Source organism: Sphingopyxis sp. MC1, from assembly GCF_000371385.1.
Classification (GTDB): Bacteria; Pseudomonadota; Alphaproteobacteria; order Sphingomonadales; family Sphingomonadaceae; genus Sphingopyxis; species Sphingopyxis terrae.
Map to the genome: position 1 here is coordinate 1 of NZ_AOUN01000022.1, position 24,498 is coordinate 24,498.

Sequence of the window (24,498 nt, forward strand, 5' to 3'; positions counted from 1 at the left end):
GGAAAGCTGACATTGATACATCATACGTTTTAGGCAGCACCCACAATGCTGTCTGGCGCAATGATTGCCTCAGCAATATCCCTAAACACCACCATCTTATATTGCTCTCGGAATCTGTAATTTAGCTTCCAGAAATCATGAATCTCTTCGCGGAAGTCGACGCCGCACTGAAAAATGAACGAGCTGAGCGGCCCCATTCCAAAAACATCGTCGACCGGGTCTACCCGCTCATCGCGTGAGATGTTTTTGAGGGCATCCCATGCCATCGAGGGTTGCGCGAATATCAGTCCATCGAGCAAATCCGTATACTCAACCTCAATGGGCTCTCCTTGAGCGACCGTGAGGTTTGCAAGTCTCTCGGCTATCCACGCTTCCGCGATTGCCTCGGCATCTGGACATTCTGTCATCCGCATAGCGTAGCGGAAGCTGCAATGTCCGCAATCGGTCGTTAGCGGACGTTGCTTCAGAACGTCGCCCCCGCGCAGGCGGGGGCCGCAATCGGCCTTTTTTCTGCGGCGCTGCGTAAACCGACAGCGGCCCCCGCCTGCGCGGGGGCGACGGGACTTGTTCCGGCCGAAACCCGAAACCCTACAGCCGCACCATCCGCATTCCCTGTTCGCCGTAGCGCGGGCCGCTGGTGCCGCCCTTCGGCGCGGCGGCGTCGATTGCCGCGATATCGTCGGCGCTGAGGGTCAGGTCGGCGGCGGCCATGCTGTCTTCCATCGTTGCGCGGCGCTTGGTGCCGGGAATGGGGACGATGTCGTCGCCCTGTGCGAGCAGCCACGCGAGTGCGACCTGCGCCTTCGACACGCCGTGCCGGTCGGCGACCGCGCCGATCGCATCGACGATGCGCAGGTTGGCGGGCAGATTTTCCTCAGAATAGCGCGGATCGTTGCGGCGCCAGTCATGCTCGGGCAGCTCGTCGCGGCTGCGCACCGCGCCTGCCAGGAATCCGCGGCCAAGCGGCGAATAGGGGACGAAGCCGATGCCGAATTCGCGGCAGACCGGCAGGATTTCGTCCTCCACGTCGCGCTCCCAGATCGAATATTCGCTCTGCAGGGCGGTGATCGGCGCGGCCTTGGCGGCGCGGCGCAGCGTTTCGGGGCCGGCTTCGGACAGTGCGATGTGGCGCACCTTGCCTTCCTTGACCAGCTCCATCATCCCGCCGACGGTTTCCTCGATCGGTACCGAGGGGTCGACGCGGTGCTGATAGAAGAGATCGATGGTGTCGATGCCGAGGCGCTGGAGCGATCCTTCGCAGGCGCGGCGCGCATTGTCGGGGCTGCCATCGACGCCGACGATCTGCTTGCCGTCGAAGCGGAAGCCGAACTTGGTCGCGATGACAAGACCGTCGCGCTTGCCCTTGATGGCTTCGCCGAGCAGTTCCTCATTGGTGAACGGGCCATAGATTTGCGCGGTGTCGAAGAAGGTGACACCCATGTCGATCGCGCGGTGGATCGTTCGCGTCGCCTCGTCCATATCGGCGGCTTCGCCATAGAGGATATTGCCGCCCTTGATCATCGGCATACAGCCGACGCCGATCGCCGAGACTTCGAGGCCGTGGCCGAGCGTGCGATATTTCATGCTGCTTCTCCTTCTGGTTCGTCGCGAACGCCGTCGGCGGCATATTTGGTCGCGGCGACGTCGGCGATAACATTACCCAATGTCCGGAATATGTCGGGAAAGGTCTCGACCGCGACGAGCAGCCCCAGCGGCGCGACGGGCACCCCCATCGACACCGCGATCGGCGCGATCGAGGTCACATAGCTGATCGATCCGGGCAGGCTGACCGAACTCAGCGCCGCGGCCATCGCGACGGCAAGGCCGACCGCCATCGTCCAGGGCGACAGCGTCAGGCCGAACAGCCAAGCGATATAGACGACCACCGCCAAGTTCATCGCCGGGCTGGTGAAGCGGAAAAGCGCGACCGCAAGCGGCAGCACGATATCGGCCTTTTTGGGATCGACGCCCAGATCCTCGGTCGCGCGGAGCATCGCGGGCAGGCTGGCGAGCGAGCTTTGCGTCGACAGCGCGACCGCGAGTGTCGGCACCATCGCCCGGACGAAGCGCGCCGGCGCGACGCCGACGACCAGCCAGGCGAGCGCAAGGCCAAGCAGGATGCAGCAGACGCCAACGCCGGAGACGATCAGCACATAATGGAGGAGGCCGCCGAACGCCGCGAGCCCGGCCTTGATCGCCAGCGCATAACCGAGCGCGAAGACGCCGATCGGGGCGAGCGCGAGCACCCAGCCGATGACGACGAGCATCGTGTCGCCCAATGCCTTGAACAGGCCCGACAGGCTGGCGCGTGCGTCGGGGGCGATGCGCGTCATTGCGAAAGCGAAGATGGTGGTAAAGACGATCAGCGGCAGGACCGTCGTCTCCGCCGCCGCGGCGATCGGGTTGGCGGGGATCAGGCCGAGGATGAAATCCGAAAAGGTCGGCGAGGGCGGCGCTTCGGTCGCCCCGCCGAGCCCGCCGCGCAGCGCCGCCGCGGCGCCCTGCGACAGTGGAAACAGGCGGAGCAACAGCGGCGTGACGAGCAGCGACATCAGGCCGGTGAGGAAAATCGACACCATGAAGATGCCGACCGACCGCGCCGCGAGCGTTCCCGCGCGCGCGGCGTCTGCGGTCGCAGTGATGCCGGTGATGAGCAGCGCGACGATCAGCGGGATGATCGTCATCGTCAGCGCCTTCAGCCACAACAGGCCGACGGTTTCGACATAGGGAAGCGACGCGGTGCCCGCCGCCGGGGCGGCCATGTCGAGCAGGATGCCGAGCAGCATGCCCGCAATCAGCGATGACAGGATGATCCATGCCGATTTCAAGTTCAAAACCTCCGGCCTGCTTGCCAAGCAAATATGGGTGACTTAGTGCCGTCCGGACTGCCGGGGTGGGCGAGCGTGAACCCCGAGGATTAGGAAGCGGAGACGGCATGCGCAAGTTTTTCGGAACCGACGGGATCCGGGGCCTGACCAACAAGGTGCCGATGACCGCCGAAGTGGCGATGCGCGTCGGCATGGCGGCGGGCGCGCATTTCCTGCGGGGCGGACACAAGCACCGCGTCGTGATCGGCAAGGATACGCGCCTGTCGGGCTATATGCTCGAAAATGCGCTGGTCGCGGGATTCACCAGCGTCGGCATGGACGTGGTACAGGTCGGCCCGATGCCGACGCCTGCAGTGGCGATGCTGACGCAGTCGATGCGCGCCGATCTGGGCGTGATGATCTCTGCCAGCCACAATCCCTTCCACGACAATGGCATCAAACTGTTCGGGCCCGATGGCTACAAGCTGTCCGATGCCGATGAAATGCAGATCGAGGCGTTGCTCGAAGCGGCGCCGGCGCTTGCCGAACCCGCGCATATCGGCCGTGCCAAACGGATCGAGGACGCGCGCGGGCGCTATATTCACGCGGTGAAGCAGAGCCTGCCCGGCTCGGTTCGCCTCGACGGGCTGAAGCTGGTGCTCGATTGCGCCAATGGCGCCGCCTACAACAGCGCGCCGACCGTATTCTGGGAACTGGGCGCCGACGTGATCGCGATCGGCGTCGAACCCAATGGCACCAACATCAACGACCGCTGCGGATCGACCGCGCCGGCGCTGCTTCAGGAAACGGTGGTGGCGAGCGGCGCCGACATCGGGGTCGCGCTCGACGGCGACGCCGACCGGTTGATCGTCGTCGACGAAAAGGGCAACATCGTCGACGGCGACCAGATCATGGCGCTGATCGGGGCGAGCTGGGCGCGGCAGGGACGGCTCAAAGGCGGCGGCGTCGTCGCGACGGTGATGTCGAACCTTGGCCTCGAACGCTTTCTGGAGGGCGAGGGGCTGCGGCTCGAGCGGACCAAGGTCGGCGATCGTTATGTCCTCGAACGTATGAAGGCGGGCGGTTTCAATGTCGGCGGCGAGCAGTCGGGGCACATGATCCTGTCGGACCACGCGACGACGGGCGACGGGACGCTCGCCGCGCTTCAATTGCTTGCCGAACTCGTCCGCGCCGGACGACCGGCGAGCGAACTGCTCCACCAATTCGACCCGGTCCCGCAGCTTTTGAAGAATGTGCGCTTTGCCGGCGGCAAGCCGCTCGACGCGCCGACGGTGCAGGCGGCGATCGCCGAGGGCGAAACCATGCTCGACGGCCGCGGCCGCCTTGTGATCCGGGCCTCGGGCACCGAACCCGTCATCCGCGTCATGGCCGAAGGCGACGATGCGGGTGAGGTTGAACAGGTGGTCGACATGATCTGCGACGCGGTGCGCGCGGCGGCGGCGAATTGAAAACCGAATAGTCTCACCCCGTTCGTGCCGAGCTTGTCGAAGCACCATTCTCTTCTCTATGAGCGGAGCAGGAAGAACGGCCCCCTCCGACAAGCTTGGGGCGAACGGTTTTTAAGGAATATATACATGCTTGAGATGCGACCCGATTGCGAACGCTGCGGCCGTGATTTGCCCGCGGACATCCACGGCGCCTTCATCTGCTCGTTCGAATGCACCTTTTGCGCGACCTGCGCCGACAAGCTCGACGAACGCTGCCCCAATTGCGGCGGCGACCTGCTCGACCGTCCGCTGCGCGAAGGCGCCGCGCTGGCGAAATTCCCCGCTTCGACGGAGCGAAAGTTCAAGCGTTGACCGCACGCGTTCTGATTATCGCCGGCTCCGATAGCGGCGGCGGTGCGGGCATTCAGGCGGATATCAAGACCGTCACCATGCTCGGCGGCCACGCGATGACCGCGATCACCGCGATCACCGCGCAGAATACGATGGGCGTGCAGGGCGTCCACGCTGTCCCGGCCGAGATGGTGTTGATGCAGATCGACAGCGTCGTCGCCGACATCGGCATCGATGCGGTCAAGATCGGCATGATCGGCAGCGCGGCAACCGCGGCGGCGGTCGCCGAACGGCTTCGCCGGCCCGACATGGCCGGCGCCGCGGTGGTGTTCGACCCGGTCATGGTCGCGACCAGCGGATCGGTGCTTGCTGACGCCGACACGATCCGCGCGTTCGAGGCGCTGCTCGACCGGGCGGCGGTGGCGACGCCCAATCTTGGCGAGCTGGCGGCGCTCGGCGGCGAGGCGGCGGTGCTGGCCCATGGCTGCGCGCTGCTCGCCAAGGGCGGGCATGGCGAAGGCGACACCGTGGTCGACCGGCTGATCGAAGCCGATGCGGGCGAAGTGGCGCGCTGGGAAGCCCCGCGTATCGCGACGACGAACACCCATGGTACCGGCTGTACGCTCGCCAGCGCGATCGCGACAGGGCTGGCGCAGGGTATGCCGCTCGAGCCCGCGGTGGCGCGCGCACGCGACTTTGTGCGTTTGGCGCTGATGGATGCGCCTGGATTGGGCGAGGGGCATGGACCGATGGGACAGCAGGGGGTGCGGAACGACGGGCTGTTTACCGGCCCCGCACTCAACCAGATCACCCTGCCGGCGACCGATTATGCGGCGTCGGTGGCTTTCTACAAACAAATGGGGTTGACGCAGATCGTCGATAGCGGCGCAAATGGCTATGCCCGCTTCGAGGCGGCGAACGGCGTCACCCTCTCGATTCATGTCGGCGACGGCGACGCGGGCGGAACGACCACCTATCTGGAAAGCGGCGCGCTCGACGCCTGGGTCGCCTATCTCGCGCGGCGCGGGGTGCGCTTCGACCAGATGCCGCGCGACGAGGAATGGGGCTGGCGCGAGGCGCGGTTGACCGATCCCGCGGGCAATCGTCTGTGCCTCTATCAGGCGGGTGAATACCGGCGTTATCCGCCGTGGCGGATATGATCGTCGTCGGCGTCGACGAGGCGGGGCGCGGACCGCTCGCGGGTCCGGTGGTCGCGGCGGCGGTGATCCTGTGCGACGACGGGATCGACGGTCTCGACGACAGCAAGAAATTGAGCGCGAAGCGCCGTGCCGCGCTGGAGGTAGAAATCAAGGCGCGTTGCCGCTGGGGCGTCGGCGAAGCGAGCGTGACCGAGATCGACAGCATCAACATTTTGCAGGCGACTTTCCTTGCGATGACGCGCGCGGTCGAGGCACTGGGGGTCGAGCCCGGCGAGGTGCTGGTCGACGGCAATCGCCTGCCCAGATGGCGCTGGCGCGCGCGGGCGATCGTCGACGGCGATGCGCTGCACCCTTGTATTTCGGCGGCGAGCATCATCGCCAAGGAGCATCGCGACCGCTTCATGGCTGATGCGGCGCGCCGCTTTCCCGGTTTTGGCTGGGAGACGAATATGGGCTATGGCACCGCGCAGCATCTGGCGGCGCTGCGGCAATTGGGGCCGACACCGCTCCACCGCGCGAGCTTTGCGCCGGTCGCACAGCTGACGCTGATCTGACGGACGGGAGAGGGCGATGAGCGGATTTACGGCAGAGCATGTATCCGCGCAGACCGGTCGCCGCTTCCTCGTCACCGGCGCCAATGCCGGCATCGGTTTCGAAGTCGCGCGCATCCTGGCGGCGCGCGGAGCGGCGGTGGTGCTTGCTTGCCGCGACGCAGCGCGCGCCGAGGCGGCAATGGCGCGCATCGCGGACGATGTTCCCGGCGCTGACCTGTCCTTCGTGCGGCTCGATCTCGCCGATCTCGATCAGGTTCGCGAGGCGGCGGCCGCGGTACGCGCCGGACCGCGCATCGACGTCCTCGTCAACAACGCGGGCGTAATGATCCCGCCGCGGTCGCTGACCGCGCAGGGCTTCGAATTGCAGTTCGGGGTCAATCACCTCGGCACCTTTGCCTTTACCGGCTTGATACATGGTCATGTCGACGACCGGATCGTCGTCACCGCCAGCCTGGCGCACAAGAGCGGCACGATCGACTTCAGCGATCTCGATGCCCGGCGCGGCTATCATGGCTGGTCGCGCTATCAGGCGAGCAAGCTCGCCAATCTGTCCTATATGTTCGAGCTCGATCGCCGGCTGGGCGCGGCGGGGCGGGCGACACAGGCGATCGGCGCGCATCCGGGTGTCGCGCTCACCGAGCTGACACGCCATCTGCCATGGCCGCTGCGGTCGATGACGCCGCTGGCCACGCCGTTTTTCAACAGCGCGGCGCAGGGCGCCTGGCCGACCTTGCAGGCGGCAACCGGCGCCCATGTGCAGGGCGGCGACTATCTGGGACCTCAGGGGCTGGGCGAGATCAGCGGCGCGTCGGGACCCGCGCGCGCGACCAAGGCGGCGCGCGACCCGAAGCTGGGGCGCGAATTGTGGGAGCGTTCGGTCGACCTCACCGGGGTCGATCCGGGAATTTGAACCCGAATGGCACTTGGTTGGGCGCCAAATCGAAAAAAATTCGCCGCTGAGTCCTGACGGCCACACCACCAGTGGTTGAGTCCCCGAGTCGCGCGAGACTCCATATGTCGTGGCAGACTCCTTTCGTTCTCGACGCGTTAACCATTTCGAGAGGCGGAATCCCTAGAATCCTGCGCTTGACGGCGGACTCCGCCGGACTCATCAGGGGCTTCTTTCGGACAAGGACAGGGGCGAAACATGGGTGTTATGGAACGGGTCAAGGCGCCGGCCGCAAAACAGCGGACGCCGAAAGCGGCCCCGCTCGATCTGCCGCTGGACAGCATCCTGCAAGGCGACTGCATCGCCATGATGCGCAGCCTGCCGGCGGCATCGGTCGACATGATCTTCGCCGACCCGCCCTATAACCTCCAGCTCGGCGGCGATCTGCATCGTCCCGACGGCAGCCAGGTCGACGCCGTCGACGATGATTGGGACAAGTTCGACAGTCTCGCGGCTTATGACCGTTTCACCCATGCGTGGCTCAAGGAAGCGAAGCGCATCCTCAAACCCAATGGCAGCATCTGGGTGATCGGCAGCTATCACAACATCTTCCGCGTCGGCACCGCGCTTCAGGACAATGGCTATTGGATCCTGAACGATATCGTGTGGCGCAAGGCGAACCCGATGCCCAATTTCAAGGGCACGCGCTTTACCAATGCGCACGAGACGCTGATCTGGGCCTCGATGGGCGAAAAGTCGCGCTACACCTTCAATTATCGCGCGATGAAGACGCTCAACGACGAACTTCAGATGCGCTCCGACTGGCTGATCCCCATCTGCGGCGGTCAGGAACGGCTCAAGAAGGGCGGCACGAAAGTGCACCCGACGCAGAAGCCCGAGGCGCTGTTGTATCGCATCCTGCTCGCCTGCTCGAGCCCCGGCGACGTGATCCTCGACCCGTTTTTCGGCACCGGAACCACCGGCGCGGTCGCCAAGCGCCTTGGCCGCCGCTTCATCGGCATCGAACGCGAGGACGGCTATATCGAAGCGGCAAAGGAGCGCATCGAAATGGCGCTGCCGCTCGACGAAAGCACGGTGCGGACGATGATGGCGCCCAAGGCCGCAACGCGCGTCGCCTTCGGCACGCTGGTCGAATGCGGCATGATTGCACCGGGAACGACGCTCACCGATACGAAGCGCCGCTGGAAGGCGGTGGTGCGTGTCGACGGCAGTCTGGAATGCGAGGGGCAACCCGCGGGGTCGATCCACAAGGTCGGCGCGGGCGTGCAGGGCGCGCCGAGCTGCAACGGCTGGACATTTTGGCACGTCGATACGGGCAAGGAATTGCGCGTGATCGACACGGTGCGGCAGGACTGGTTGCTCGCGAACGAGGCATAAGCCTGGTCGTCCCCGCGAACGCGGGGGCCGTTGGCCAGATCTCCTTGCCGCGCCGCGACAAGCCGACTACGGCCCCGCCTCCGCGGGGGCGACGGGAAAGGGATTGCATGTTCGTTCCACTCACCAAGCCGGACTTCGGTACGACATGGGAGGATGCGCGCGTCTACCTCCGCCCGACCTGCTTCGTCGATCGTCCGCACGAACTCGACGACCATTGTCTGCGCCTCGCCGACGCGATGATCTGGTTCGCCGCCTGGCATGTCAGCCTGCGCGACAATGACATAATCCGCTCGGCGGTGGTGCCGGTGGCCGAACTCGACGACTGGATTGCCGCGATGCCCAGCCGGCTCGCCGAGGCAGCGCGCGCGCAGCGGGCCGCGACGGCACGACCGCGCGGCGCGCTGACGCTGGGCGCGCGTACGGTACGGCTCGGCGAGCCGCAAATCATGGGCATCCTCAACGTCACGCCCGACAGCTTTTCCGACGGCGGCAAGACGGTCGACGAGGCAGCGGCGATCGAGGCCGGCTTCGCCATGGCCTCGGCAGGGGCGGCGATCGTCGATGTCGGGGGGGAATCGACCCGGCCCGGCGCGCCGCTGGTCTGGGAAGGCGATGAGGTCAAGCGCGTGGAAAATGTCGTCGCAGCGCTCGCGCGCGGCGGAACCGCGGTGTCGATCGACACGCGCAAGGCGGCGGTGATGGAGGCGGCGCTCGCCGCCGGAGCGACGATCGTCAACGATATTTCGGCGCTGCGCTACGACGACCGTGCGATGGAGGTCGTGGCGCGCGCGGGCTGCGCCGTCGTGCTGATGCACGCGCCGTCGGCAAAGAGCGATCCGCACGAAGGCGGCACCTACGCGCATGTCCTGTTCGATGTTTACGACATGCTCGCCGAGCGTGTCGCGGACTGCATCGCGGCGGGCATCGACCCCGCAAAGATCATCGTCGATCCGGGCATCGGCTTCGGCAAGGGGGTCGCCGACAATCTGGCGCTGATCAATGGCCTTGCGCTCTTCCACACCCTCGGCTGCCCGCTGCTCTTCGGGGCGAGCCGCAAGCGCCTGATCGGGGCACTGGACAACGAAGCCTCTGCAGACCAGCGCCTTGGCGGCACGGTCGCGCTTCATTATCAGGCTGCGACGCAGGGCGCACAGTTGCTGCGGGTGCATGATGTGGCCGAAAACCGGCAGGCGCTGCGGGTGTGGCGCGGGCTGCGGGATGCGGCGCTGACCGCCTGAGTTCCTCCATCGGTCGCGGGAGAGGAAACCCTGCAGCACTGTCATGCGTCCCCTTCTTGAAGGCCCGCTCCGATTGCGGGCTCCGAAGGAGACTTCCATGCAACTTCCCCATGGCGCCCATGTCGCCGTTGCCGACGGCAACCGCTTCGTTCTGTTTCGCAACGATGGCGATGCCGACCTTATCAACCTTGTCGATGCGGCCAGCCCGGAGGTCGACGCCGGAAACCGCGGCGGCGCGAAGCCCGAACCCCGCGACCTTGACGAGCGGGGACACGCCGCGGGCGTCGCGGCGCTTCTCAACAAGCGCATCCTCGACAACGAAATCGAAGAACTGCTCGTGATTGCCGATCCGCACACGCTCGGCGTGATGCGCGGCCATTATCATCGCGAACTGGAAAAGCGGCTGGTCGGCGAACTCGCCAAGACGCTGACCAACGCCGACACGGCGCAGATCGAGCAGGCGATCGGCGCGGCTTAGGCCGCGGTGTCGATCCCCAGATCGCTGAGCTTGCGATACAGCGTCGAGCGCCCGATCCCGAGCCGGCGGGCGACTTCGCTCATGCGGCCGCGGTAATGGCCGATGGCGAGGCGGATGACATCGGCTTCGATATCCTCGAGCGGACGAAGATTGCCGTCGGGGAGGTAGAGGGTGATGCCGATCGCCTCGCCGTTGATCGCGACATTGGCGTCTCCGCTCACGCTGCCGCCGAGGGCGGCTTCGATCGCCTTGAAGTCGGCACTCGTCAGCACGTCGGTCTTGCTTTCGACCGCCGCACGGAAGAGCACGTCCTGCAACTGACGGACATTGCCCGGCCAGGCATAGGCGGCGAGCAGGCGTAGCGCATCGTCGGTGATGCCGATCGGGCCCATGCCGGGCAGGCCGCCGATGCGCGTGAGCAGATGGCGGGCGAGCGGCCCGACATCGCCGCGCCGTTCGGAAAGCGAGGGCAGGGTGAATTGCGCGGTCGACAGCGCGTAGAATAGGTCTTCGCGGAAATGTCCCGCCTCGATCAGCTTGTCGAGCGGGCTGGCGCTCGTTGCGATGATGCGGACGTCGACGGTCTGGCGGATCGAGCCGCCGATCATCTGCACTTCGCCGCCGTTCAGAAATTCGACGAGTTTTGCCTGTGTGTCGAGCGGGATACATTCGACATGGTCGATGATGATGCTGCCGCCGTCGGCCTGCACCAGCCGGCCGACCTGCCGGTCGAAGGCGCCGGGAAAGGCGCCGCGTTCGTGGCCGAACAGCCCCGATCCGATAAGCCCCGGCGATACCGCCGAACAATCGACCATCACCAGCGGGCCGCGCGCACGCGGACTGGCGCTGTGGATCGCGCGGGCAAAGACTTCCTTGCCGGTGCCCGGCTTGCCGTTGATCATCACCGGCACGCGGGCGCGCGCGGCCTTGGCGGCGATCGCCAGCGCGCTGCGGAAATTGGGCGACGAACCGATGATTTCTTCGAAGGCGAGCGGCGCGCGCAGCTTTTCGGTGAGCGGGCGCAATTCGCCCTGCGGGCCGGTCTGCGAGACGATGCGGTCGAGCGCGCCGAGCAGCCGGTCGGGCGCGATGGGCTTTTGCACGAAATCGCTCGCGCCTGCGCGCATCGCGGCAACCGCGACTTCGACGCCGTTGCGCATGGTGATGACGATAAGCGGCAGCGCCGGGCGCCAGCGGCGCAGTTCGGCGATGAATTCGGGGATCGGCACACCCGGCGCGCCCTGATCGACGAGCACGGCGTCGAGCGCCATGCCTTCCTGGGTGCCGAGCTTCGCGAGCGCGGTGTCGGTGTCGGCGGCGACGACGCTGCGCCAGCCGCCCCGCGACACCAGCGCCGAAAGGAATCGCTGCTGCGCCGGTTCGCTGTCGACGATCATCACCATTCGCGTGTCGCGCGCGTTCGCCATCGCTTCCCAATTGCCCCTTTTGTCGGCACGCAGGGTGCCGGTGTCCGCGGTAGCCGCCATGTGTAACCGGGATGGGTAAAGGCCGGATTAAGGCCACCAGGCTTTTGCCCGCTATGCGCCGCGGCGCAAAACCCGCTATTGAGCATCAGGGGGCGCATGGCTAAGACCGGCGCGATATCCGATTCTGGCGGGCGCCCGGCGCTGCGCTGGCGGGCAGGAAACAAGCGGATACCACGTATCAAGCGGGTACAAGGCAAAGGGGAATGGCCATGGCGGAACAGGATATGAAAACGGCGAACCAGACCTATGAAGGCTTTCTGGGTCTTTTGAAGGTCGGCACGATCGCAACCGTGATCGTCGCCGTGGTCGTCGTCCTTCTGATCTCTTCCTAAGCGGCGCCGGTCATGCGCATCGCCGTGCTGAAGGAACTCGCCGCGGGCGAGACCCGTGTCGCTGCGACCCCGGAAACGGTGAAGAAATTCATCGGCCTGGGCGCTGAAGTCGCAGTCGAGAGCGGAGCAGGGGTTACGGCTTCGATCGCCGACGCCGATTACACCGCTGCAGGGGCGAGCGTTAGCAGCCGCGCCGATGTGCTGAAGGGTGCGAATATCATCCTCGGCATTCAGGGCCCCGATCCCAAGAGCCTGTCGGGCTTTGCCGACGGGGCGTGGCTGGCGGCGGGGCTCAACCCGTTTGGCGAGCGCGCGCGGGTCGACGACTATGCCAAGCTTGGCATCGAGGCGCTGGCGATGGAATTCATGCCGCGTATCACGCGCGCGCAGTCGATGGATATCCTGTCCAGCCAGGCGAATCTCGCGGGCTACAAGGCGGTGCTGATGGCGGCAAACGCCTATGGCCGCGCCTTTCCGATGATGATGACCGCTGCTGGCACCGTCAGCGCGGCCAAGGCGTTCATCATGGGCGTCGGCGTCGCCGGGCTCCAGGCGATCGCGACCGCGCGGCGCCTGGGGGCACAGGTCAGCGCGACCGACGTGCGCTCGGCGACCAAGGAACAGATTCTCAGCCTCGGCGCGAAGCCGATCTTCGTCGAAAGCGTCGCGGGGATCGAGGGCGAGGGTGCGGGCGGCTATGCCACCGAAATGTCCGACGAATATCAGAAAGCCCAGGCTGAGCTGGTGTCGGGGCATATCGCCAAGCAGGATATCGTCATCACCACCGCGCTGATCCCGGGGCGCCCCGCGCCGCGGCTGATTTCGGACGCGCAGCTCGCGACGATGCGCACGGGCAGCGTGATCGTCGACATGGCGGCCGAAAGCGGCGGCAATGTCGAAGGCTCGGTGGCCGGCGAAACGAAGCAGATCCACGGTGTCACCGTGATCGGCGCAAAGAATATCGCGGCACTGATGCCCGCCGACACCAGCGCGCTGTTCAGCCGCAACCTGTTCAATTTCCTGTCGGCCTTCTGGGACAAGGAAGCGGGCAAGCCCGTGCTCGACGAGGAAATCGGCAATGCCGTGCGGCTGACGCGGGGCGGCAAGGTCGTGAACGAGCGGCTGTTGGGGTAGGCGTTCCGCTGGACGCGTCCGGCTGACTTTCTTCTGAAACTTTCGCGCGCCAATGGCGTTGCGAATCGGGGTGCCGCGCGATGTGGCACGGGGTCGTTCGGGCCGTTTCAGCAAGGAGATCAGAGGTGACGAAATCCGGCTTGTTCATGAGTGCCATGGTGGCGGCATTGGCGCTCGGCGGCTGCAACAAGACGCCCGAGCCGCCCAAGGCCGAAACAGAAAGCGGCGCGATGAACGATGTCGTCACCGCGAGCGCCAATCCGCAGGTCGGCGGTGCCGGGATGGCGCCTGACAAGACGATCCTCGCCAATGCGGCTGCCTCGCCGATATTGAGCCAGCTGACCGCCGCGGTGAATCAGGCCGGGCTGGCCGATACGCTGTCGGGGCCGGGGCCTTTCACGCTGTTTGCGCCCAATGACGCCGCCTTTGCGCAGGTTCCCGCGGTCACGCGCGACGGCTGGGCGCGTCCCGCGCAGAAAGTCGTGCTGGCCGGCGTGCTCAAATATCATGTCGTGCCGGGTAGGCTGACCGCCGCCGATCTGGCATCGAAGATCGATGCGGGCGGCGGCAAGGCGATGCTCAAGACGCTCGATGGCCAGGATCTGACCGCGACCAAATCGGGCGATGCGATCATCCTGACGAGTGCGAGCGGCAACAAGGCTGCGGTGACGCAGGCGGACGTCGGGCAGGCGAACGGTATCGTCCATGTCGTCGACGCGGTGCTGCTCCCCAAGATGTAAATTGTCTTGAGGCGTAATTATATTTCACAAAGCGCCCGTCATTTCCTGCCCGGAGATGCGCGGGCGTGACTTTTTGACAGCTTTGGAGTCGACAGGCCTGCGCTCCCACGGCAAGAGGTGCCGACGCGGAATCAGCAGGGGAGCGCGCCGTGGATTTCATTTCCATCTTTTCGATTTTCGTCCTGGCCTGTTTCGTCGGCTATTTCGTCGTCTGGTCGGTGACGCCGGCGCTGCACACGCCGCTGATGAGCGTGACCAACGCGATTTCGTCGGTCATCATCGTCGGTGCGCTGATCGCCAGCGCGGCGGCGGGCTCGGCAAGCTCGAAATGGCTCGGCCTCGCCGCGGTCGTGATGGCGAGCATCAATATTTTCGGCGGCTTTGCGGTCACCGGGCGCATGCTCGCAATGTACAAGAAGAAAGAGCGTTAAGGCGCTGCGAACCAAGGATTTGACGGGCCATGGACGGATGGCCCGACGGGGGAATTAGCATGCACGAAGTAGCACCGATCAATCCCTGGGTGGCGCTGGCCTATCTCGCCTCGGGCATCCTGTTCATCCTCGCGCTGCGCGGCCTGTCGAGCCCGGCTTCGTCGCGGCGCGGCAACCGTTTCGGCATGATCGGCATGACGATTGCGGTCGTCACCACGCTGATCACCCACGCCCCGTGGAAAAGCGGCGACGCGGCGAACAGTTACGTCGGGATCGATGTCACGGCGATGGCGGAGATATTGGGCGCGATCGCGATCGGCGCCATCATCGGCATCGTCATGGCGCGCCGGATCGCTATGACCGCGATGCCGCAGCTCGTCGCGGCGTTTCACAGCCTCGTCGGCCTTGCGGCGGTTGCGGTGGCGGCGGCGGCCTACCTCAATCCCGGCGCCTTTCATATCGCCGACGAAATGGGTCAGATTTTCGCGGTCAGCCGGATCGAAATGGGGCTCGGCATCGCCATCGGCGCGATCACCTTTTCGGGCTCGGTCATCGCCTTTCTGAAGCTCAACGGCAATATGTCGGGCGCGCCGATCATGCTGCCCGCGCGGCACGTCATCAACCTCGGCACGCTCGCCGCGATCATCGGCCTCGTCGCCTATTTCCTGACCGACCAGTCGCCGTGGGTCTTCTGGACGATCACCGCATTGAGTTTCCTGATCGGCTTCCTGCTGATCATCCCGATCGGCGGCGCCGACATGCCGGTCGTCGTGTCGATGCTCAACAGCTATTCGGGCTGGGCCGCGGCAGCGATGGGCTTCACGCTCGGCAACACCGCGATGATCATCACCGGCGCGCTCGTCGGTTCGTCCGGCGCGATCCTCTCCTACATCATGTGCCGCGCGATGAACCGCAGCTTCATCAGCGTCATCGCCGGCGGCTTCGGCGCCGACGATTCGAGCGGCGGGGCGGGCGGTTCGAAGGAACAGCGCCCGTGGAAGCCGGGCAGCGCCGAGGACGCGGCCTTCCTGATGAGCCAGGCGGAAAATGTCATCATCGTTCCCGGCTACGGCATGGCGGTGGCGCAGGCGCAGCACGCGCTGCGCGAAATGTCGGACATGCTCAAAAAAGAGGGCGTGAACGTCAAATATGCGATCCATCCGGTCGCGGGCCGTATGCCCGGCCATATGAACGTGCTGCTTGCCGAAGCGAATGTCCCCTATGACGAAGTGTTCGAGCTCGAGGACATCAACGGCGAATTCGCACAATGCGACGTCGCCTTCGTGATTGGCGCCAACGACGTGACCAACCCAGCGGCCAAGACCGACAAGACCTCGCCGATCTACGGCATGCCCGTGCTCGACGTCGAAAAGGCGAAGACCGTGCTGTTCGTGAAGCGGTCGATGGGCGGCGTCGGCTATGCCGGCGTCGACAACGACGTCTTCTACATGGACCAGACGATGATGCTGCTCGGCGATGCCAAGAAGATGGCCGACGACATCGTCAAGGCGCTGAGCGGCAGCGGGCACTAGGGTCAGAGCCGAAGGCCGCAAGCCGGCGCGCGACGGTGCCGATCGTCGCGATACCATAGCCGTCGGGATCGGGCGCGGCCGCGCGAAAGCGGTTCGCGACATCGTCGAGATCGGCGAGCAGGTGGCGTAGATAGATTTGCGCGTCATCCTCGCCGGGGCGCGGGTCGAGCGCGACGCCTTTCATCGCGCCGATCGCCTGCAGCTCGTCCAGCCCGACGTTGCGCCCGGTGCGGCTGTCGGTCCAATAGCTGTCGCCAAGGTGCCGGGCCGCTTCGGCTTCCTGCTCCGCGAGCTGGGCCAGAAAATAGTGCCGGATCGCGTCCATCGCGCCGGTCTGCCGTGTGCGGCGAGCCGCGTCAAAGAAAAGCGGATGCGGTGCCCCGACGGGCCCGCCGCCTCCAGACTGAGGGGCATTGACCCGAATCGTCATCCCGGCGAAGGCCGGGATCTCAACCTCGCGTCGGAAATGGACGGCGAGACCCCGGCCTTCGCCGGGGTGACGATGAAGGGATAGACGTCATCCATGCGCAAAATCGGTTTGATCGGAGGAATGAGCTGGGCATCGACCGAGCTTTATTATCGGCACCTCAACAAGGGGCTGCAAAAGCGGGTCGGCACCGGCTGTTCCGCGCCGATCCTGATGGAAAGCCTGAATTATTGCGATCTGTCGCGGCTCTCGACACCTGAGCAATGGGATCACGCGAAGGAGGTGCTGATCGCATCGGCGCGGCGGCTCGAGGCGGCGGGGGCGACGGCGCTGATGATCGCGGCCAATTCGATGCACAAGGTGGCGGACGACGTCGCTGCGGCGATTTCGATCCCGCTGCTTCATATCGTCGACGAAACGGGCGAAAAGATGCGCGCCGACGGCGTGAAGGCGGCGGCAGTGATCGGCACCCGCAACGTCATGACCGAACCCTGGTTCCGCCAGCGGCTCGTGCGCCACGGCCTGACGCTCGCCCCCTATGACGCGAGCCGCGCCGAGGAGATCGACCGCATCATCTATGACGAGTTGATGCAGGGCAAGGTGACTGAGGATTCGCGCCGGACGATGCGCACCTTCATCACCGACATCGCCAAGCAGGATATTCAGGCGCTTGTTCTGGCCTGCACCGAACTGGTGATGCTTGTCGATCCCGACGCAAACGTGCTGCCGGTGTATGATACGGCGCGCATCCATGTCGCCGCAGGTATCGACTGGATATTGGGCGACGCGCCCTGATCGCGGGGGGCGCGCGCGGTTACGCGGCGACGCCGTCCGCCACTTTCATCCACTCGGCCAGCGCCGCGCCCGCGCGCTGCGTGTAGGCGAGCTTGCGGTCCTTCTTGCGGACATCCTCCGCAACCGGCGGGAACAGCCCGAAATTGACGTTCATCGGCTGATAGGATGCAGCGTCGGCGCCGCCGGTGATGTGGCCGAGCAGCGCGCCGAGCGCCGTTTCGGGCGGCGGCGGCGGTAGCGAACGACCGCTGAGCTCGGCGATCGCGAAGCGCGCGGCGACAAGGCCGATCGCGGCGCTTTCGACATAGCCTTCGCAGCCGGTGATCTGACCCGCAAAGCGGATATGCGGCGCCGATTTCAGGCGAAGCTGGCCGTCGAGCAGTTCGGGCGACCGGATGAAGCTGTTGCGGTGAAGACCGCCTAGCCGCGCGAACTCGGCCTTTTCGAGCCCCGGAATGGTGCGGAACAGCTCGACCTGCGCGCCATGCTTCAGCTTGGTCTGGAAGCCGACCATGTTCCACAAGGTGCCGAGCGCATTGTCCTGGCGGAGCTGGACGACGGCATAGGGCCAGCGCCCGGTGCGCGGATTGTCCAGCCCGACGCCCTTCATCGGCCCGAAGCGCAGCGTTTCGACGCCGCGTTCGGCCATCACCTCGATCGGCATACAGCCCTCGAAATAGGGCGTGTCCTTTTCCCAGTCCTTGAATTCGGTCTTGTCGCCGTCGATCAGCCCCTGGACGAAGGCGTAATATTGATCCTTGTCCATCGGGCAGTTGATATAATCCTTGCCGTCGCCGATCGGCCCGACCTTGTCCCAGCGGCTCGCCATCCAGGCGATGTCCATGTCGATACTGTCGCGGTAAACGATGGGCGCGATCGCGTCGAAAAAGGCAAGCGCGTCCTTCCCCGTTGCGACGCCGATGCTCTCCGCGAGGCTGGCGGCGGTGAGCGGTCCCGTCGCGACGATCGTCATGCCCTCGGTCGGCAGCGTGTCGACGCGTTCGCGCACGATCGTGACATTGGGATGCTCGGCAAGCGCTTTGGTGACGCCGCCCGAAAAGAGATCGCGGTCGACCGCGAGCGCCGACCCGGCGGGAACTTTTGTGGCATCGGCTTCGCGCATGATGATCGAGCCGAGGCTGCGCATCTCGCGGTGGAGCAGACCGACGGCGTTGCTGTCGCCGTCATCGCTGCGAAAGCTGTTCGAACACACCATTTCGGCGAGCGTGTCGCCCTGATGCGCCGGGGTCATGTCGCCGCCCCCGCGCATTTCGGACAGGCGCACGCGGTAGCCCGCCTCGGCAAGCTGCCATGCCGCCTCCGATCCTGCGAGGCCGCCGCCGATGATATGAATGTCGTGAGCCACTATACGCTATCCGTTGACTTGTACCCGATCCGCCGCGCAGTAGGCGCCTTGTGAGCAAGATGCAAAGGGGTGGGCGATGAGCGATGAACGGGGTTGGGATCGCGCGCGGTGGCTTTGGTGGCTCGCGCTGGTCGGCGGTGTCAGCTTTTTCGTCGCGGTTCATCAGCATTGGCACGGCCCCGCGATCTGGGCGTGGAAGACGAGCGGGGCTGCGCTGCTCGCCTTGTGGGCCGCCGCGAATGCGCGCGGCACCGATGGCCGCCTGATCGCGCTGACGCTCGGTTTCGGGGCGCTCGGCGACTATCTGCTCGACGCCAGGGGGCTGATCGTCGGCGCGCTGGCTTTTGCGGCTGGGCATGTCACCGCGATCATCCTTTACTGGCGTAACCGGCGCCCGGCACTGTCGGCCCCGCAGCGCTGGCTCGGCTGGCTGACCGTTCCGGCGGCGCTCGTCATCGCGTGGGGGCTGACGCGCGGTGCGCCCGACGGCCCGGCAGCGGTCGGCTATACCGCGCTCGTCGCCGCGATGGCAGCTTCGGCGTGGACGAGCCGTTTTCCGCGCTATCGCACCGGGATCGGCGCGATGTTGTTCCTGGCGAGCGACCTCTTCATCTTCGCCGGCGAAGGCGGTGCGCTTTCGAAGGACGTCACCCTGTGGCTCGTCTGGCCGCTCTACTTTGCGGGGCAGGCGCTGATCGCCTGGGGCGTCGTATCGACACTGAGCCGCGAGAGGGATCGAGCCTAGCGCCGGGCGTCCGCTAGTCGTCGTTGCCCTCGATGCACGAGGCCAGCCATACGGCATCCTCCGGTGCGGGGCCGTTGCCGGCGAGCGAGCGAACCTTCGGCACGCCCGTATCGGGGCGCGCGCTCGCGCAGCTGAAGCTCTGGCCGGGAGCGGTTGCGTACAATCGTTTACCGCAGGCATGGAGTACCCGATCGGTTGGTTCCCATCCGACCTTTGCGGCTCCCGAGGGGGCCCGTCCGGGGCAATAGCTGGACGTTTCGGAGCCGGGATCGCCGCAAATGCGTTCGACATGCGCGCTGTTACCGTCGGCCTTCGCGATAAAACGCTGCACATAATAGGCATTGGTGGCGAAATATTGCTGAACGCCGCACACGCGCGCGCCACTTTGCCGCATCAGCTTGTATGAACAGATTTGCGCGCCGCGATAGGTTTCGCAGGACATCCACGCCCCATCGAACGGCGCGCGCGGGCGCTCCGGCGCGGCGCCTCCGGTGAGCAAGGCGGCAAAGGGAAGCAGGGCAAGGGCGAGGAGACGCATGGGAGAGCTTTCCGGAGATGGTGCGAAATAGGTGGCGCTTTGTGCGGCCGTCAGCCGTCCCACGCGGCGATCGTCGTGCGGTGGAGCAGGCGGTCATAGCCGTCATAGCCGCCGGTCGCGCGGTGGAGGACCGAGCGATTGTCCCACATCAGCAGCGTTCCCGCGTCCCATTTGTGGCTGTAACGAAATTCCTCGCGCCCCTGCCAGTGCAACAACTCGACGATCAGCGGCAGCGCTTCGGCATCGTCCATATCCTCGATCCCGACGATATAGCCCGCGCAGCCGAACAGGCCCTCGCGGCCCGTTTCGGGGTGCCGGCGGATGATCGGGTGCGCCTGCGTGGCCATCGCCGCTTCGCCGGGGCGGATGTCCATGCTGCGGCCCTTGTCGTTGGCGCCATACATGCCCGAGGGGGCATAGCCGCCGCGCGCGCTGTGGATCGCGCGGCGCCCCTCGATCCGGGCGCGCAGCGCGTCCGGCATGGCGGCAAGCGCCGCATGCTGGTTCGCAAATTCGGTGTTGCCGCCAACGGGCGGGATGGTGATGCCGTAAAGACAGGTTCCGGCCGGTGGCCGCGCCTGAAAGCTCCAGTCGCTGTGCCAGTTTTCGGCAAATAGCGGCGCGGTTTCGTCGGCGCGGCGCTTGACCGCGATGACATGGCGGCGGCCCGCAATCGGTGCGATGAAGGGATCGTCACCGAAGCCGCCGAAATATTGCGTGAACCGCTCAAGATCGTCGTCAAGCAGCGACTGGCCGGGAAAGGCGAGGACATGATGGTCGAGCCACGCCGCGCGGATGTCGGCCACGTCGCCGGCCGAAAGCGGCTGCGTCAGGTCGACGCCGGTGATCGCGGCGCCGCACGCTTGGCCGCTTGGGGTGATCGTGAAAGCCATGGCGCGATGCTGCGCCGTTCGCCCGCCGCCGTCAATCGGTGTGCGAAACCGGTGCGCCATCGATCAGCGCGACGGCGCGAATCCAGCCGGCGCTCGCGCGCTCGATCTTCACCGGGAAGCAGGACAGCGTCCAGCCGGTCGGGGGCAGGGCGGCAAGGCCCGTCAGCTTCTCGATCTGGTAATAGGGCCGGATCCGTCCCGCCTTATGGCCTTCCCAAATAATCGACGGATCGCGCGTTTCGGCCCAGCGTTTCGCGGTGTGGCTGAACGGTGCGTCCCAACTCCACGCGTCGGTGCCGACGACCTTCACGCCGCGTTCCGTCAGATAAAGCGTCGCCTCGGCCCCCATGCCGCAGCCCTGATCGGTGAAATTGTCGGTGCCGTAGATCGCGCCCGACTGGACGAGCACGATGTCGAACGGCTGAAGGGTGTGGCCGATCCGCGCCAGTTCGGCCTCCACCTCGGCCGCGCTGACGACATGGCCGGCGGGACGATCCGAAAAGTCGAGTTTGACGCCGGGCCGGAAAAAGAGGTCGAGCGGCGCCTCGTCGATGCTGGGCGCAGGCGTGGCGCCCGCATCGGTGGTCGAATGGAAATGCCAGGGCGCGTCCATATGCGTGCCGTTGTGCGTGCTCAACGTCAGGCTTTCGACCGCCCAGCCTTCGCCGTCGGGAAGGTCATCCTTCGCGAGTCCCGGAAAGAACATCGCAATCTGTTCCCACGTCGTCTCGTGGGTCATGTAGCTGATTTGCGGGCGCATCACCGGCGGGTCGGAGACGACGTCGTTGGTGATCGGGATCGAAAGGTCGATGAACTGCATGGCCCGCAATCTGCCACCGATAGGCCGCGGCGCCAAGCGAAGGCTTGCGCGCGGTTCGGCGCCCGCTAGAAACGGTGACAAGCCCGAACCGGGGCAGGGGAGAGTATATGACCGACGCAGCCGCCGTCGCCGACCATGGCGCGGTCTATGAACCGACCGCGAAGGATATTCGCATGGTCATCGCCGCCTCGTCGGCGGGCACCATCTTCGAATGGTATGATTTCTTCATCTACGGCACGCTCGCCGCGATCATCGGCAAAGCCTTTTTCCCGAGCGACAATGCTACGCTGGAGGTGCTGCTGGTATGGGCCGGCTTTGCCGTCGGCTTCGGTTTCCGGCCGCTCGGCGCGGTGCTGTTCGGCTTTCTCGGCGACCGGCTGGGGCGCAAATATACCTTCCTCGTCACCGTCACCCTGATGGGGATCGCCACCGCCGGGGTCGGCATGATCCCCTCGGCCGCGACGATCGGCATCGCGGCGCCGATCATCGTCATCCTGCTGCGCATATTGCAGGGGCTGGCGCTCGGCGGTGAATATGGCGGCGCGGCGGTCTATGTTGCCGAACATTCGCCGCCCGAACGGCGCGGTTTCTATACCAGCTTCATCCAGGCGAGCGTCGTCGGCGGCTTTGTCCTCAGCCTGATCGTCGTGCTGTCGTGCAAGGCGGCGATGCCCGCCGATGTCTGGGAAAGCTGGGGCTGGCGCGTGCCATTCCTGCTGTCGCTGCTGCTGCTCGCGATTTCGCTGTGGATGCGGCTCAAACTCTCCGAAAGCCCGGTGTTTCAGGCGATGAAGGAAGAGGGGGAGATCGCCAAGAATCCGCTGAAGGAAAGCTTTACCTATCCCGGCAACCCCAAGCGCATCTTCGTCGCGCTGTTCGGGATCGCGGCGGGGCTGACCGTCATCTGGTACACCGCGATGTTCTCGGGCCTCGCTTTCCTGAAAGGCCCGATGAAGGTGGATGACACCGCGGCCGAGGTCATCGTGGGCCTCGCCGCTGCCCTCGGCATGGGATTCTTCATCTGGGCGGGCAAATTGTCGGACCGGATCGGGCGCAAGAAGCCGATCGTCTGGGGCTATGCGGTGACGCTCGTTGTCCTCTTTCCGCTCTTCTGGATGATGGGCGCAGTTGCCAATCCTGCGCTCAAGGAGGCGGCGGCAAAGGCGCCGGTCGTCGTGACCGGCAGCCAATGTTCCTACAATCCCTTCGAACAGAAGCAGCAGACGACGGCTTGCGGCCGCACGATTGCCGAACTCACCAAGCTGGGCGTGCCCTATAAGGTGCAGCCGTCGGGAAGCGGCTTGGACAGCGTGAAAATCCATATCGGCGGCCGCGAGGTCGCCAGCGAAGATCCGGCGCTGCTGCGGCCAGCGCTCGAGGCGATGGGCTATGGCTTCGACAAGCAGGTACCGGGGGTGGGCAGCCTCGCGGTGATCCTGCTCGCGCTGCTCGGCCTCAGCGCGCTGTCGGGCTTTACCTATGGCCCCGTCGCCGCCTTGCTCGCCGAGATGTTTCCGCCGCACGTACGCTATTCCTCGCTGTCGATCCCCTATCATATCGGCACCGGCTATTTCGGGGGCTTCCTGCCGTTCATCGCCAGCCTGATCGCCGCGGTGACGGGCAATGCCTATGCGGGCTTGTGGTACACATGGGGCGTCGTGCTCGTCGCGTTCCTGGTCGCCGCCTTCATGCTCAAGGAGCCCGTGCCCGGCGAATGGGACAAGCGCGCCGCCGACGCCTGAACGGCCATTGGCGGCGGGTTCGTTCCCGGCTAGGGCGAAGCGATGATCGACATTGCTTCGCCGCTCCGGCTCCGTCTCGATTCCGCCGCGCTCGTCCATAACTGGCGCTGGCTGGCCGAACGCAGCGGCCCCGCGGCGTGCGGCGCGGCGGTGAAGGCCGACGGCTATGGCCTCGGCGCTGGCGCCATTGTGCGCCATCTTGCGGCGGCGGGATGCCGGCATTTCTTCGTCGCGACCTGGGCCGAAGCGGCGGCGCTGATGCCCTTGCCTGCGGGCGTGTCGCTATCGGTGCTGCACGGCGTGGGCGCGACCGACATGGTCGCCGCGCGCACGCTGCCCGCGCGTCCGGTGCTCGCGAGCGTCGAACAGGTGACGCGCTGGCGCGCGGCGGGCGAAGGCCGTCCGTGCGACGTGATGGTCGACACCGGGATGAACCGGCTCGGCCTGCGTGTCGAAGAGGCGTTGGGCGGGGCGCTCGACGGGCTCGGCATCGTCAATCTGCTCAGCCATCTCGCTTCGGCTGACGAGGACAGCGCGCAAAATGCGGCGCAGCTTGCGGCTTTTCGCGCGGTGCGGAGCCAGATTCCGGCGCAGCGTTACAGCCTCGCGAACAGCGCCGGCATCTGCCTCGGCCCCGACTATGCCTTCGACCTGACGCGTCCCGGGCTTGCGCTCTATGGCGGCTTACCGCGCGGCGAGGCGGGGGGGCACATCAGGCAGGTCGCCTATCCCGAAGCGCGCGTGCTGCAGGTGCGGAACGTACCAGCGGGCGAAACGGTGGGCTATGGCGCCACCTGGACCGCCCCGCGGCCCACACGGGTGGCGGTGGCGAACCTCGGCTATGCCGACGGCTATCTGCGCTGCCACGCCGGAACCGGCGGTGCGACATGGGAGGGCCGCGCCCTGCCGCTGATCGGCCGCGTCTCGATGGATCTCACCGCCTTCGACGCAAGCGCCGCCGAAGAAATAGGCGAGGGCGACTGGCTGGCGCTGGACTATGACCTGCCGACCACCGCCGCCGCGAGCGGATTGTCGCAATATGAATTGCTGACGGGGTTGGGCGCGCGGTTTGCGCGGGAATGGGCATATTCGGCTTGAGTCACACTTGGCTCTAAGCCGCTCGCTCCCCGCGCGATATTCTTCCTGACGAGGCGAGCCGTACAGGCTTGGCCTCTCTGCGATCGACTCCCCGA

General features: G+C 65.9%; 26 protein-coding genes. 17 read left to right on the forward strand and 9 right to left on the reverse strand.

Features of this window, described 5'->3' with window-relative positions:
* Positions 1 to 29: 29 nt before the first annotated feature.
* From EBMC1_RS15975 to EBMC1_RS15985, 3 genes are all read right to left on the reverse strand, one after another.
* Positions 30 to 413, reverse strand: a complete 384-nt coding sequence (locus tag EBMC1_RS15975) for a hypothetical protein (protein WP_003051172.1) — start codon at positions 411 to 413, stop codon at positions 30 to 32.
* 175 nt (positions 414 to 588) lie between these two features.
* Complete coding sequence (locus EBMC1_RS15980; RefSeq protein ID WP_003051175.1) at positions 589 to 1,584, reverse strand: aldo/keto reductase; 996 nt, start codon at positions 1,582 to 1,584, stop codon at positions 589 to 591.
* Positions 1,581 to 2,828, reverse strand: a complete 1,248-nt coding sequence (locus EBMC1_RS15985) for a dicarboxylate/amino acid:cation symporter (RefSeq protein ID WP_003051177.1) — start codon at positions 2,826 to 2,828, stop codon at positions 1,581 to 1,583. Before EBMC1_RS15985 ends, EBMC1_RS15980 begins: the two co-directional genes overlap by 4 nt.
* 107 nt (positions 2,829 to 2,935) lie before the next feature.
* Between EBMC1_RS15985 and glmM the strand changes: the two genes are divergently transcribed.
* The 8 genes from glmM to EBMC1_RS16025 all read left to right on the forward strand — a co-directional run bounded on the left by glmM (position 2,936) and on the right by EBMC1_RS16025 (position 10,323).
* Positions 2,936 to 4,276 (forward strand): phosphoglucosamine mutase, encoded by a 1,341-nt coding sequence (glmM, locus tag EBMC1_RS15990; RefSeq protein ID WP_003051180.1) that lies wholly within the window; start codon positions 2,936 to 2,938, stop codon positions 4,274 to 4,276.
* A 126-nt stretch (positions 4,277 to 4,402) separates the two neighbouring features.
* Positions 4,403 to 4,627, forward strand: coding sequence for a DUF1272 domain-containing protein (locus tag EBMC1_RS15995; protein WP_003051183.1), 225 nt, complete (start codon positions 4,403 to 4,405; stop codon positions 4,625 to 4,627).
* On the forward strand, positions 4,624 to 5,766 hold the full coding sequence (thiD, locus tag EBMC1_RS16000) for a bifunctional hydroxymethylpyrimidine kinase/phosphomethylpyrimidine kinase (protein ID WP_003051186.1): 1,143 nt from the start codon (positions 4,624 to 4,626) through the stop codon (positions 5,764 to 5,766). The genes EBMC1_RS15995 and thiD overlap by 4 nt, the downstream gene beginning before the upstream one ends.
* On the forward strand, positions 5,763 to 6,320 hold the full coding sequence (locus EBMC1_RS16005) for a ribonuclease HII (RefSeq protein WP_003051191.1): 558 nt from the start codon (positions 5,763 to 5,765) through the stop codon (positions 6,318 to 6,320). Before thiD ends, EBMC1_RS16005 begins: the two co-directional genes overlap by 4 nt.
* Before the next feature lie 16 nt (positions 6,321 to 6,336).
* Positions 6,337 to 7,230, forward strand: coding sequence for an oxidoreductase (locus EBMC1_RS16010; RefSeq protein ID WP_003051194.1), 894 nt, complete (start codon positions 6,337 to 6,339; stop codon positions 7,228 to 7,230).
* Between the two features lie 237 nt (positions 7,231 to 7,467).
* Entirely contained in the window at positions 7,468 to 8,607 is a 1,140-nt protein-coding gene (locus tag EBMC1_RS16015) for a site-specific DNA-methyltransferase (protein ID WP_040590722.1), read from the forward strand.
* Between the two features lie 107 nt (positions 8,608 to 8,714).
* Positions 8,715 to 9,845, forward strand: a complete 1,131-nt coding sequence (folP, locus tag EBMC1_RS16020) for a dihydropteroate synthase (RefSeq protein ID WP_003051200.1) — start codon at positions 8,715 to 8,717, stop codon at positions 9,843 to 9,845.
* Between the two features lie 97 nt (positions 9,846 to 9,942).
* A complete protein-coding gene (locus EBMC1_RS16025; RefSeq protein WP_003051203.1) occupies positions 9,943 to 10,323 on the forward strand; it encodes a baeRF12 domain-containing protein in 381 nt (126 codons plus the stop codon).
* Here EBMC1_RS16025 and EBMC1_RS16030 read toward each other — a convergent pair.
* On the reverse strand, positions 10,320 to 11,750 hold the full coding sequence (locus EBMC1_RS16030) for a sigma-54-dependent transcriptional regulator (RefSeq protein WP_003051207.1): 1,431 nt from the start codon (positions 11,748 to 11,750) through the stop codon (positions 10,320 to 10,322). The genes EBMC1_RS16025 and EBMC1_RS16030 overlap by 4 nt on opposite strands.
* A 269-nt stretch (positions 11,751 to 12,019) precedes the next feature.
* Between EBMC1_RS16030 and EBMC1_RS16035 the strand changes: the two genes are divergently transcribed.
* The 5 genes from EBMC1_RS16035 to EBMC1_RS16055 all read left to right on the forward strand — a co-directional run bounded on the left by EBMC1_RS16035 (position 12,020) and on the right by EBMC1_RS16055 (position 15,979).
* A complete protein-coding gene (locus EBMC1_RS16035; protein ID WP_003051210.1) occupies positions 12,020 to 12,142 on the forward strand; it encodes an aa3-type cytochrome c oxidase subunit IV in 123 nt (40 codons plus the stop codon).
* 12 nt (positions 12,143 to 12,154) lie between these two features.
* A complete protein-coding gene (locus EBMC1_RS16040; protein WP_003051214.1) occupies positions 12,155 to 13,276 on the forward strand; it encodes an NAD(P) transhydrogenase subunit alpha in 1,122 nt (373 codons plus the stop codon).
* 125 nt (positions 13,277 to 13,401) lie between these two features.
* On the forward strand, positions 13,402 to 14,016 hold the full coding sequence (locus tag EBMC1_RS16045) for a fasciclin domain-containing protein (RefSeq protein WP_003051216.1): 615 nt from the start codon (positions 13,402 to 13,404) through the stop codon (positions 14,014 to 14,016).
* 149 nt (positions 14,017 to 14,165) lie between these two features.
* Positions 14,166 to 14,447, forward strand: a complete 282-nt coding sequence (locus EBMC1_RS16050) for a proton-translocating transhydrogenase family protein (protein WP_003051219.1) — start codon at positions 14,166 to 14,168, stop codon at positions 14,445 to 14,447.
* 59 nt (positions 14,448 to 14,506) lie between these two features.
* Complete coding sequence (locus EBMC1_RS16055) at positions 14,507 to 15,979, forward strand: NAD(P)(+) transhydrogenase (Re/Si-specific) subunit beta (protein WP_040590724.1); 1,473 nt, start codon at positions 14,507 to 14,509, stop codon at positions 15,977 to 15,979.
* Here the strand turns inward: EBMC1_RS16055 and EBMC1_RS16060 are convergent.
* Positions 15,951 to 16,304 (reverse strand): hypothetical protein, encoded by a 354-nt coding sequence (locus tag EBMC1_RS16060; RefSeq protein ID WP_003051225.1) that lies wholly within the window; start codon positions 16,302 to 16,304, stop codon positions 15,951 to 15,953. The genes EBMC1_RS16055 and EBMC1_RS16060 overlap by 29 nt on opposite strands.
* 198 nt (positions 16,305 to 16,502) lie before the next feature.
* On the opposite strand from EBMC1_RS16060, the gene EBMC1_RS16065 reads away from it, so the two are divergent.
* Positions 16,503 to 17,201 carry an aspartate/glutamate racemase family protein gene (locus EBMC1_RS16065; RefSeq protein ID WP_003051228.1) on the forward strand — a complete coding sequence of 233 codons (699 nt, stop codon included), beginning with the start codon at positions 16,503 to 16,505 and terminating at the stop codon, positions 17,199 to 17,201.
* Between the two features lie 19 nt (positions 17,202 to 17,220).
* Here EBMC1_RS16065 and trmFO read toward each other — a convergent pair whose 3' ends face one another.
* Positions 17,221 to 18,570 carry a methylenetetrahydrofolate--tRNA-(uracil(54)-C(5))-methyltransferase (FADH(2)-oxidizing) TrmFO gene (trmFO, locus tag EBMC1_RS16070; RefSeq protein ID WP_156001414.1) on the reverse strand — a complete coding sequence of 450 codons (1,350 nt, stop codon included), beginning with the start codon at positions 18,568 to 18,570 and terminating at the stop codon, positions 17,221 to 17,223.
* 73 nt (positions 18,571 to 18,643) lie between these two features.
* Between trmFO and EBMC1_RS16075 the strand changes: the two genes are divergently transcribed.
* Entirely contained in the window at positions 18,644 to 19,312 is a 669-nt protein-coding gene (locus EBMC1_RS16075) for a lysoplasmalogenase (protein ID WP_003051233.1), read from the forward strand.
* A 13-nt stretch (positions 19,313 to 19,325) separates the two neighbouring features.
* Here the strand turns inward: EBMC1_RS16075 and EBMC1_RS16080 are convergent, their stop codons facing one another.
* Genes EBMC1_RS16080 through EBMC1_RS16090 form a run of 3 tightly spaced genes read right to left on the reverse strand, consistent with a single transcriptional unit; the run spans position 19,326 to position 21,563 of the window.
* Complete coding sequence (locus tag EBMC1_RS16080; RefSeq protein WP_003051236.1) at positions 19,326 to 19,850, reverse strand: hypothetical protein; 525 nt, start codon at positions 19,848 to 19,850, stop codon at positions 19,326 to 19,328.
* A gap of 50 nt (positions 19,851 to 19,900) precedes the next feature.
* Positions 19,901 to 20,743 (reverse strand): TauD/TfdA dioxygenase family protein, encoded by an 843-nt coding sequence (locus EBMC1_RS16085; RefSeq protein ID WP_003051239.1) that lies wholly within the window; start codon positions 20,741 to 20,743, stop codon positions 19,901 to 19,903.
* A 31-nt stretch (positions 20,744 to 20,774) separates the two neighbouring features.
* The gene (locus EBMC1_RS16090) at positions 20,775 to 21,563 is read right to left on the reverse strand and encodes a cyclase family protein (RefSeq protein WP_003051242.1); all 789 of its coding nucleotides are present in this window, start codon (positions 21,561 to 21,563) and stop codon (positions 20,775 to 20,777) included.
* A gap of 107 nt (positions 21,564 to 21,670) precedes the next feature.
* Between EBMC1_RS16090 and EBMC1_RS16095 the strand changes: the two genes are divergently transcribed.
* Both EBMC1_RS16095 and alr read left to right on the forward strand, forming a co-directional pair.
* Positions 21,671 to 23,305 carry an MFS transporter gene (locus EBMC1_RS16095; RefSeq protein WP_003051244.1) on the forward strand — a complete coding sequence of 545 codons (1,635 nt, stop codon included), beginning with the start codon at positions 21,671 to 21,673 and terminating at the stop codon, positions 23,303 to 23,305.
* Between the two features lie 42 nt (positions 23,306 to 23,347).
* Positions 23,348 to 24,403, forward strand: a complete 1,056-nt coding sequence (gene alr / locus EBMC1_RS16100) for an alanine racemase (protein WP_003051246.1) — start codon at positions 23,348 to 23,350, stop codon at positions 24,401 to 24,403.
* The last annotated feature ends 95 nt before the right edge of the window (positions 24,404 to 24,498 follow it).

What these genes read in the sequence shown, in the direction of transcription:
- EBMC1_RS15995 (WP_003051183.1), top strand. Translation starts at nt 4,403, where the DNA reads ATGCTTGAGATGCGACCCGATTGCGAACGCTGCGGCCGTGATTTGCCC.
- EBMC1_RS16035 (WP_003051210.1), top strand. Translation starts at nt 12,020, where the DNA reads ATGGCGGAACAGGATATGAAAACGGCGAACCAGACCTATGAAGGCTTT.
- EBMC1_RS16090 (WP_003051242.1), bottom strand. Translation starts at nt 21,563, where the DNA reads ATGCAGTTCATCGACCTTTCGATCCCGATCACCAACGACGTCGTCTCC.
- EBMC1_RS16055 (WP_040590724.1), top strand. Translation starts at nt 14,507, where the DNA reads ATGCACGAAGTAGCACCGATCAATCCCTGGGTGGCGCTGGCCTATCTC.
- EBMC1_RS16080 (WP_003051236.1), bottom strand. Translation starts at nt 19,850, where the DNA reads ATGCGTCTCCTCGCCCTTGCCCTGCTTCCCTTTGCCGCCTTGCTCACC.
- EBMC1_RS15975 (WP_003051172.1), bottom strand. Translation starts at nt 413, where the DNA reads ATGCGGATGACAGAATGTCCAGATGCCGAGGCAATCGCGGAAGCGTGG.
- EBMC1_RS16025 (WP_003051203.1), top strand. Translation starts at nt 9,943, where the DNA reads ATGCAACTTCCCCATGGCGCCCATGTCGCCGTTGCCGACGGCAACCGC.
- folP (WP_003051200.1), top strand. Translation starts at nt 8,715, where the DNA reads ATGTTCGTTCCACTCACCAAGCCGGACTTCGGTACGACATGGGAGGAT.
- EBMC1_RS16030 (WP_003051207.1), bottom strand. Translation starts at nt 11,750, where the DNA reads ATGGCGAACGCGCGCGACACGCGAATGGTGATGATCGTCGACAGCGAA.
- EBMC1_RS16075 (WP_003051233.1), top strand. Translation starts at nt 18,644, where the DNA reads ATGAGCGATGAACGGGGTTGGGATCGCGCGCGGTGGCTTTGGTGGCTC.
- EBMC1_RS16005 (WP_003051191.1), top strand. Translation starts at nt 5,763, where the DNA reads ATGATCGTCGTCGGCGTCGACGAGGCGGGGCGCGGACCGCTCGCGGGT.
- EBMC1_RS16010 (WP_003051194.1), top strand. Translation starts at nt 6,337, where the DNA reads ATGAGCGGATTTACGGCAGAGCATGTATCCGCGCAGACCGGTCGCCGC.
- EBMC1_RS16060 (WP_003051225.1), bottom strand. Translation starts at nt 16,304, where the DNA reads ATGGACGCGATCCGGCACTATTTTCTGGCCCAGCTCGCGGAGCAGGAA.
- EBMC1_RS15980 (WP_003051175.1), bottom strand. Translation starts at nt 1,584, where the DNA reads ATGAAATATCGCACGCTCGGCCACGGCCTCGAAGTCTCGGCGATCGGC.
- EBMC1_RS16085 (WP_003051239.1), bottom strand. Translation starts at nt 20,743, where the DNA reads ATGGCTTTCACGATCACCCCAAGCGGCCAAGCGTGCGGCGCCGCGATC.
- EBMC1_RS16015 (WP_040590722.1), top strand. Translation starts at nt 7,468, where the DNA reads ATGGGTGTTATGGAACGGGTCAAGGCGCCGGCCGCAAAACAGCGGACG.
- alr (WP_003051246.1), top strand. Translation starts at nt 23,348, where the DNA reads ATGATCGACATTGCTTCGCCGCTCCGGCTCCGTCTCGATTCCGCCGCG.
- EBMC1_RS16065 (WP_003051228.1), top strand. Translation starts at nt 16,503, where the DNA reads ATGCGCAAAATCGGTTTGATCGGAGGAATGAGCTGGGCATCGACCGAG.
- EBMC1_RS16095 (WP_003051244.1), top strand. Translation starts at nt 21,671, where the DNA reads ATGACCGACGCAGCCGCCGTCGCCGACCATGGCGCGGTCTATGAACCG.
- glmM (WP_003051180.1), top strand. Translation starts at nt 2,936, where the DNA reads ATGCGCAAGTTTTTCGGAACCGACGGGATCCGGGGCCTGACCAACAAG.
- EBMC1_RS16040 (WP_003051214.1), top strand. Translation starts at nt 12,155, where the DNA reads ATGCGCATCGCCGTGCTGAAGGAACTCGCCGCGGGCGAGACCCGTGTC.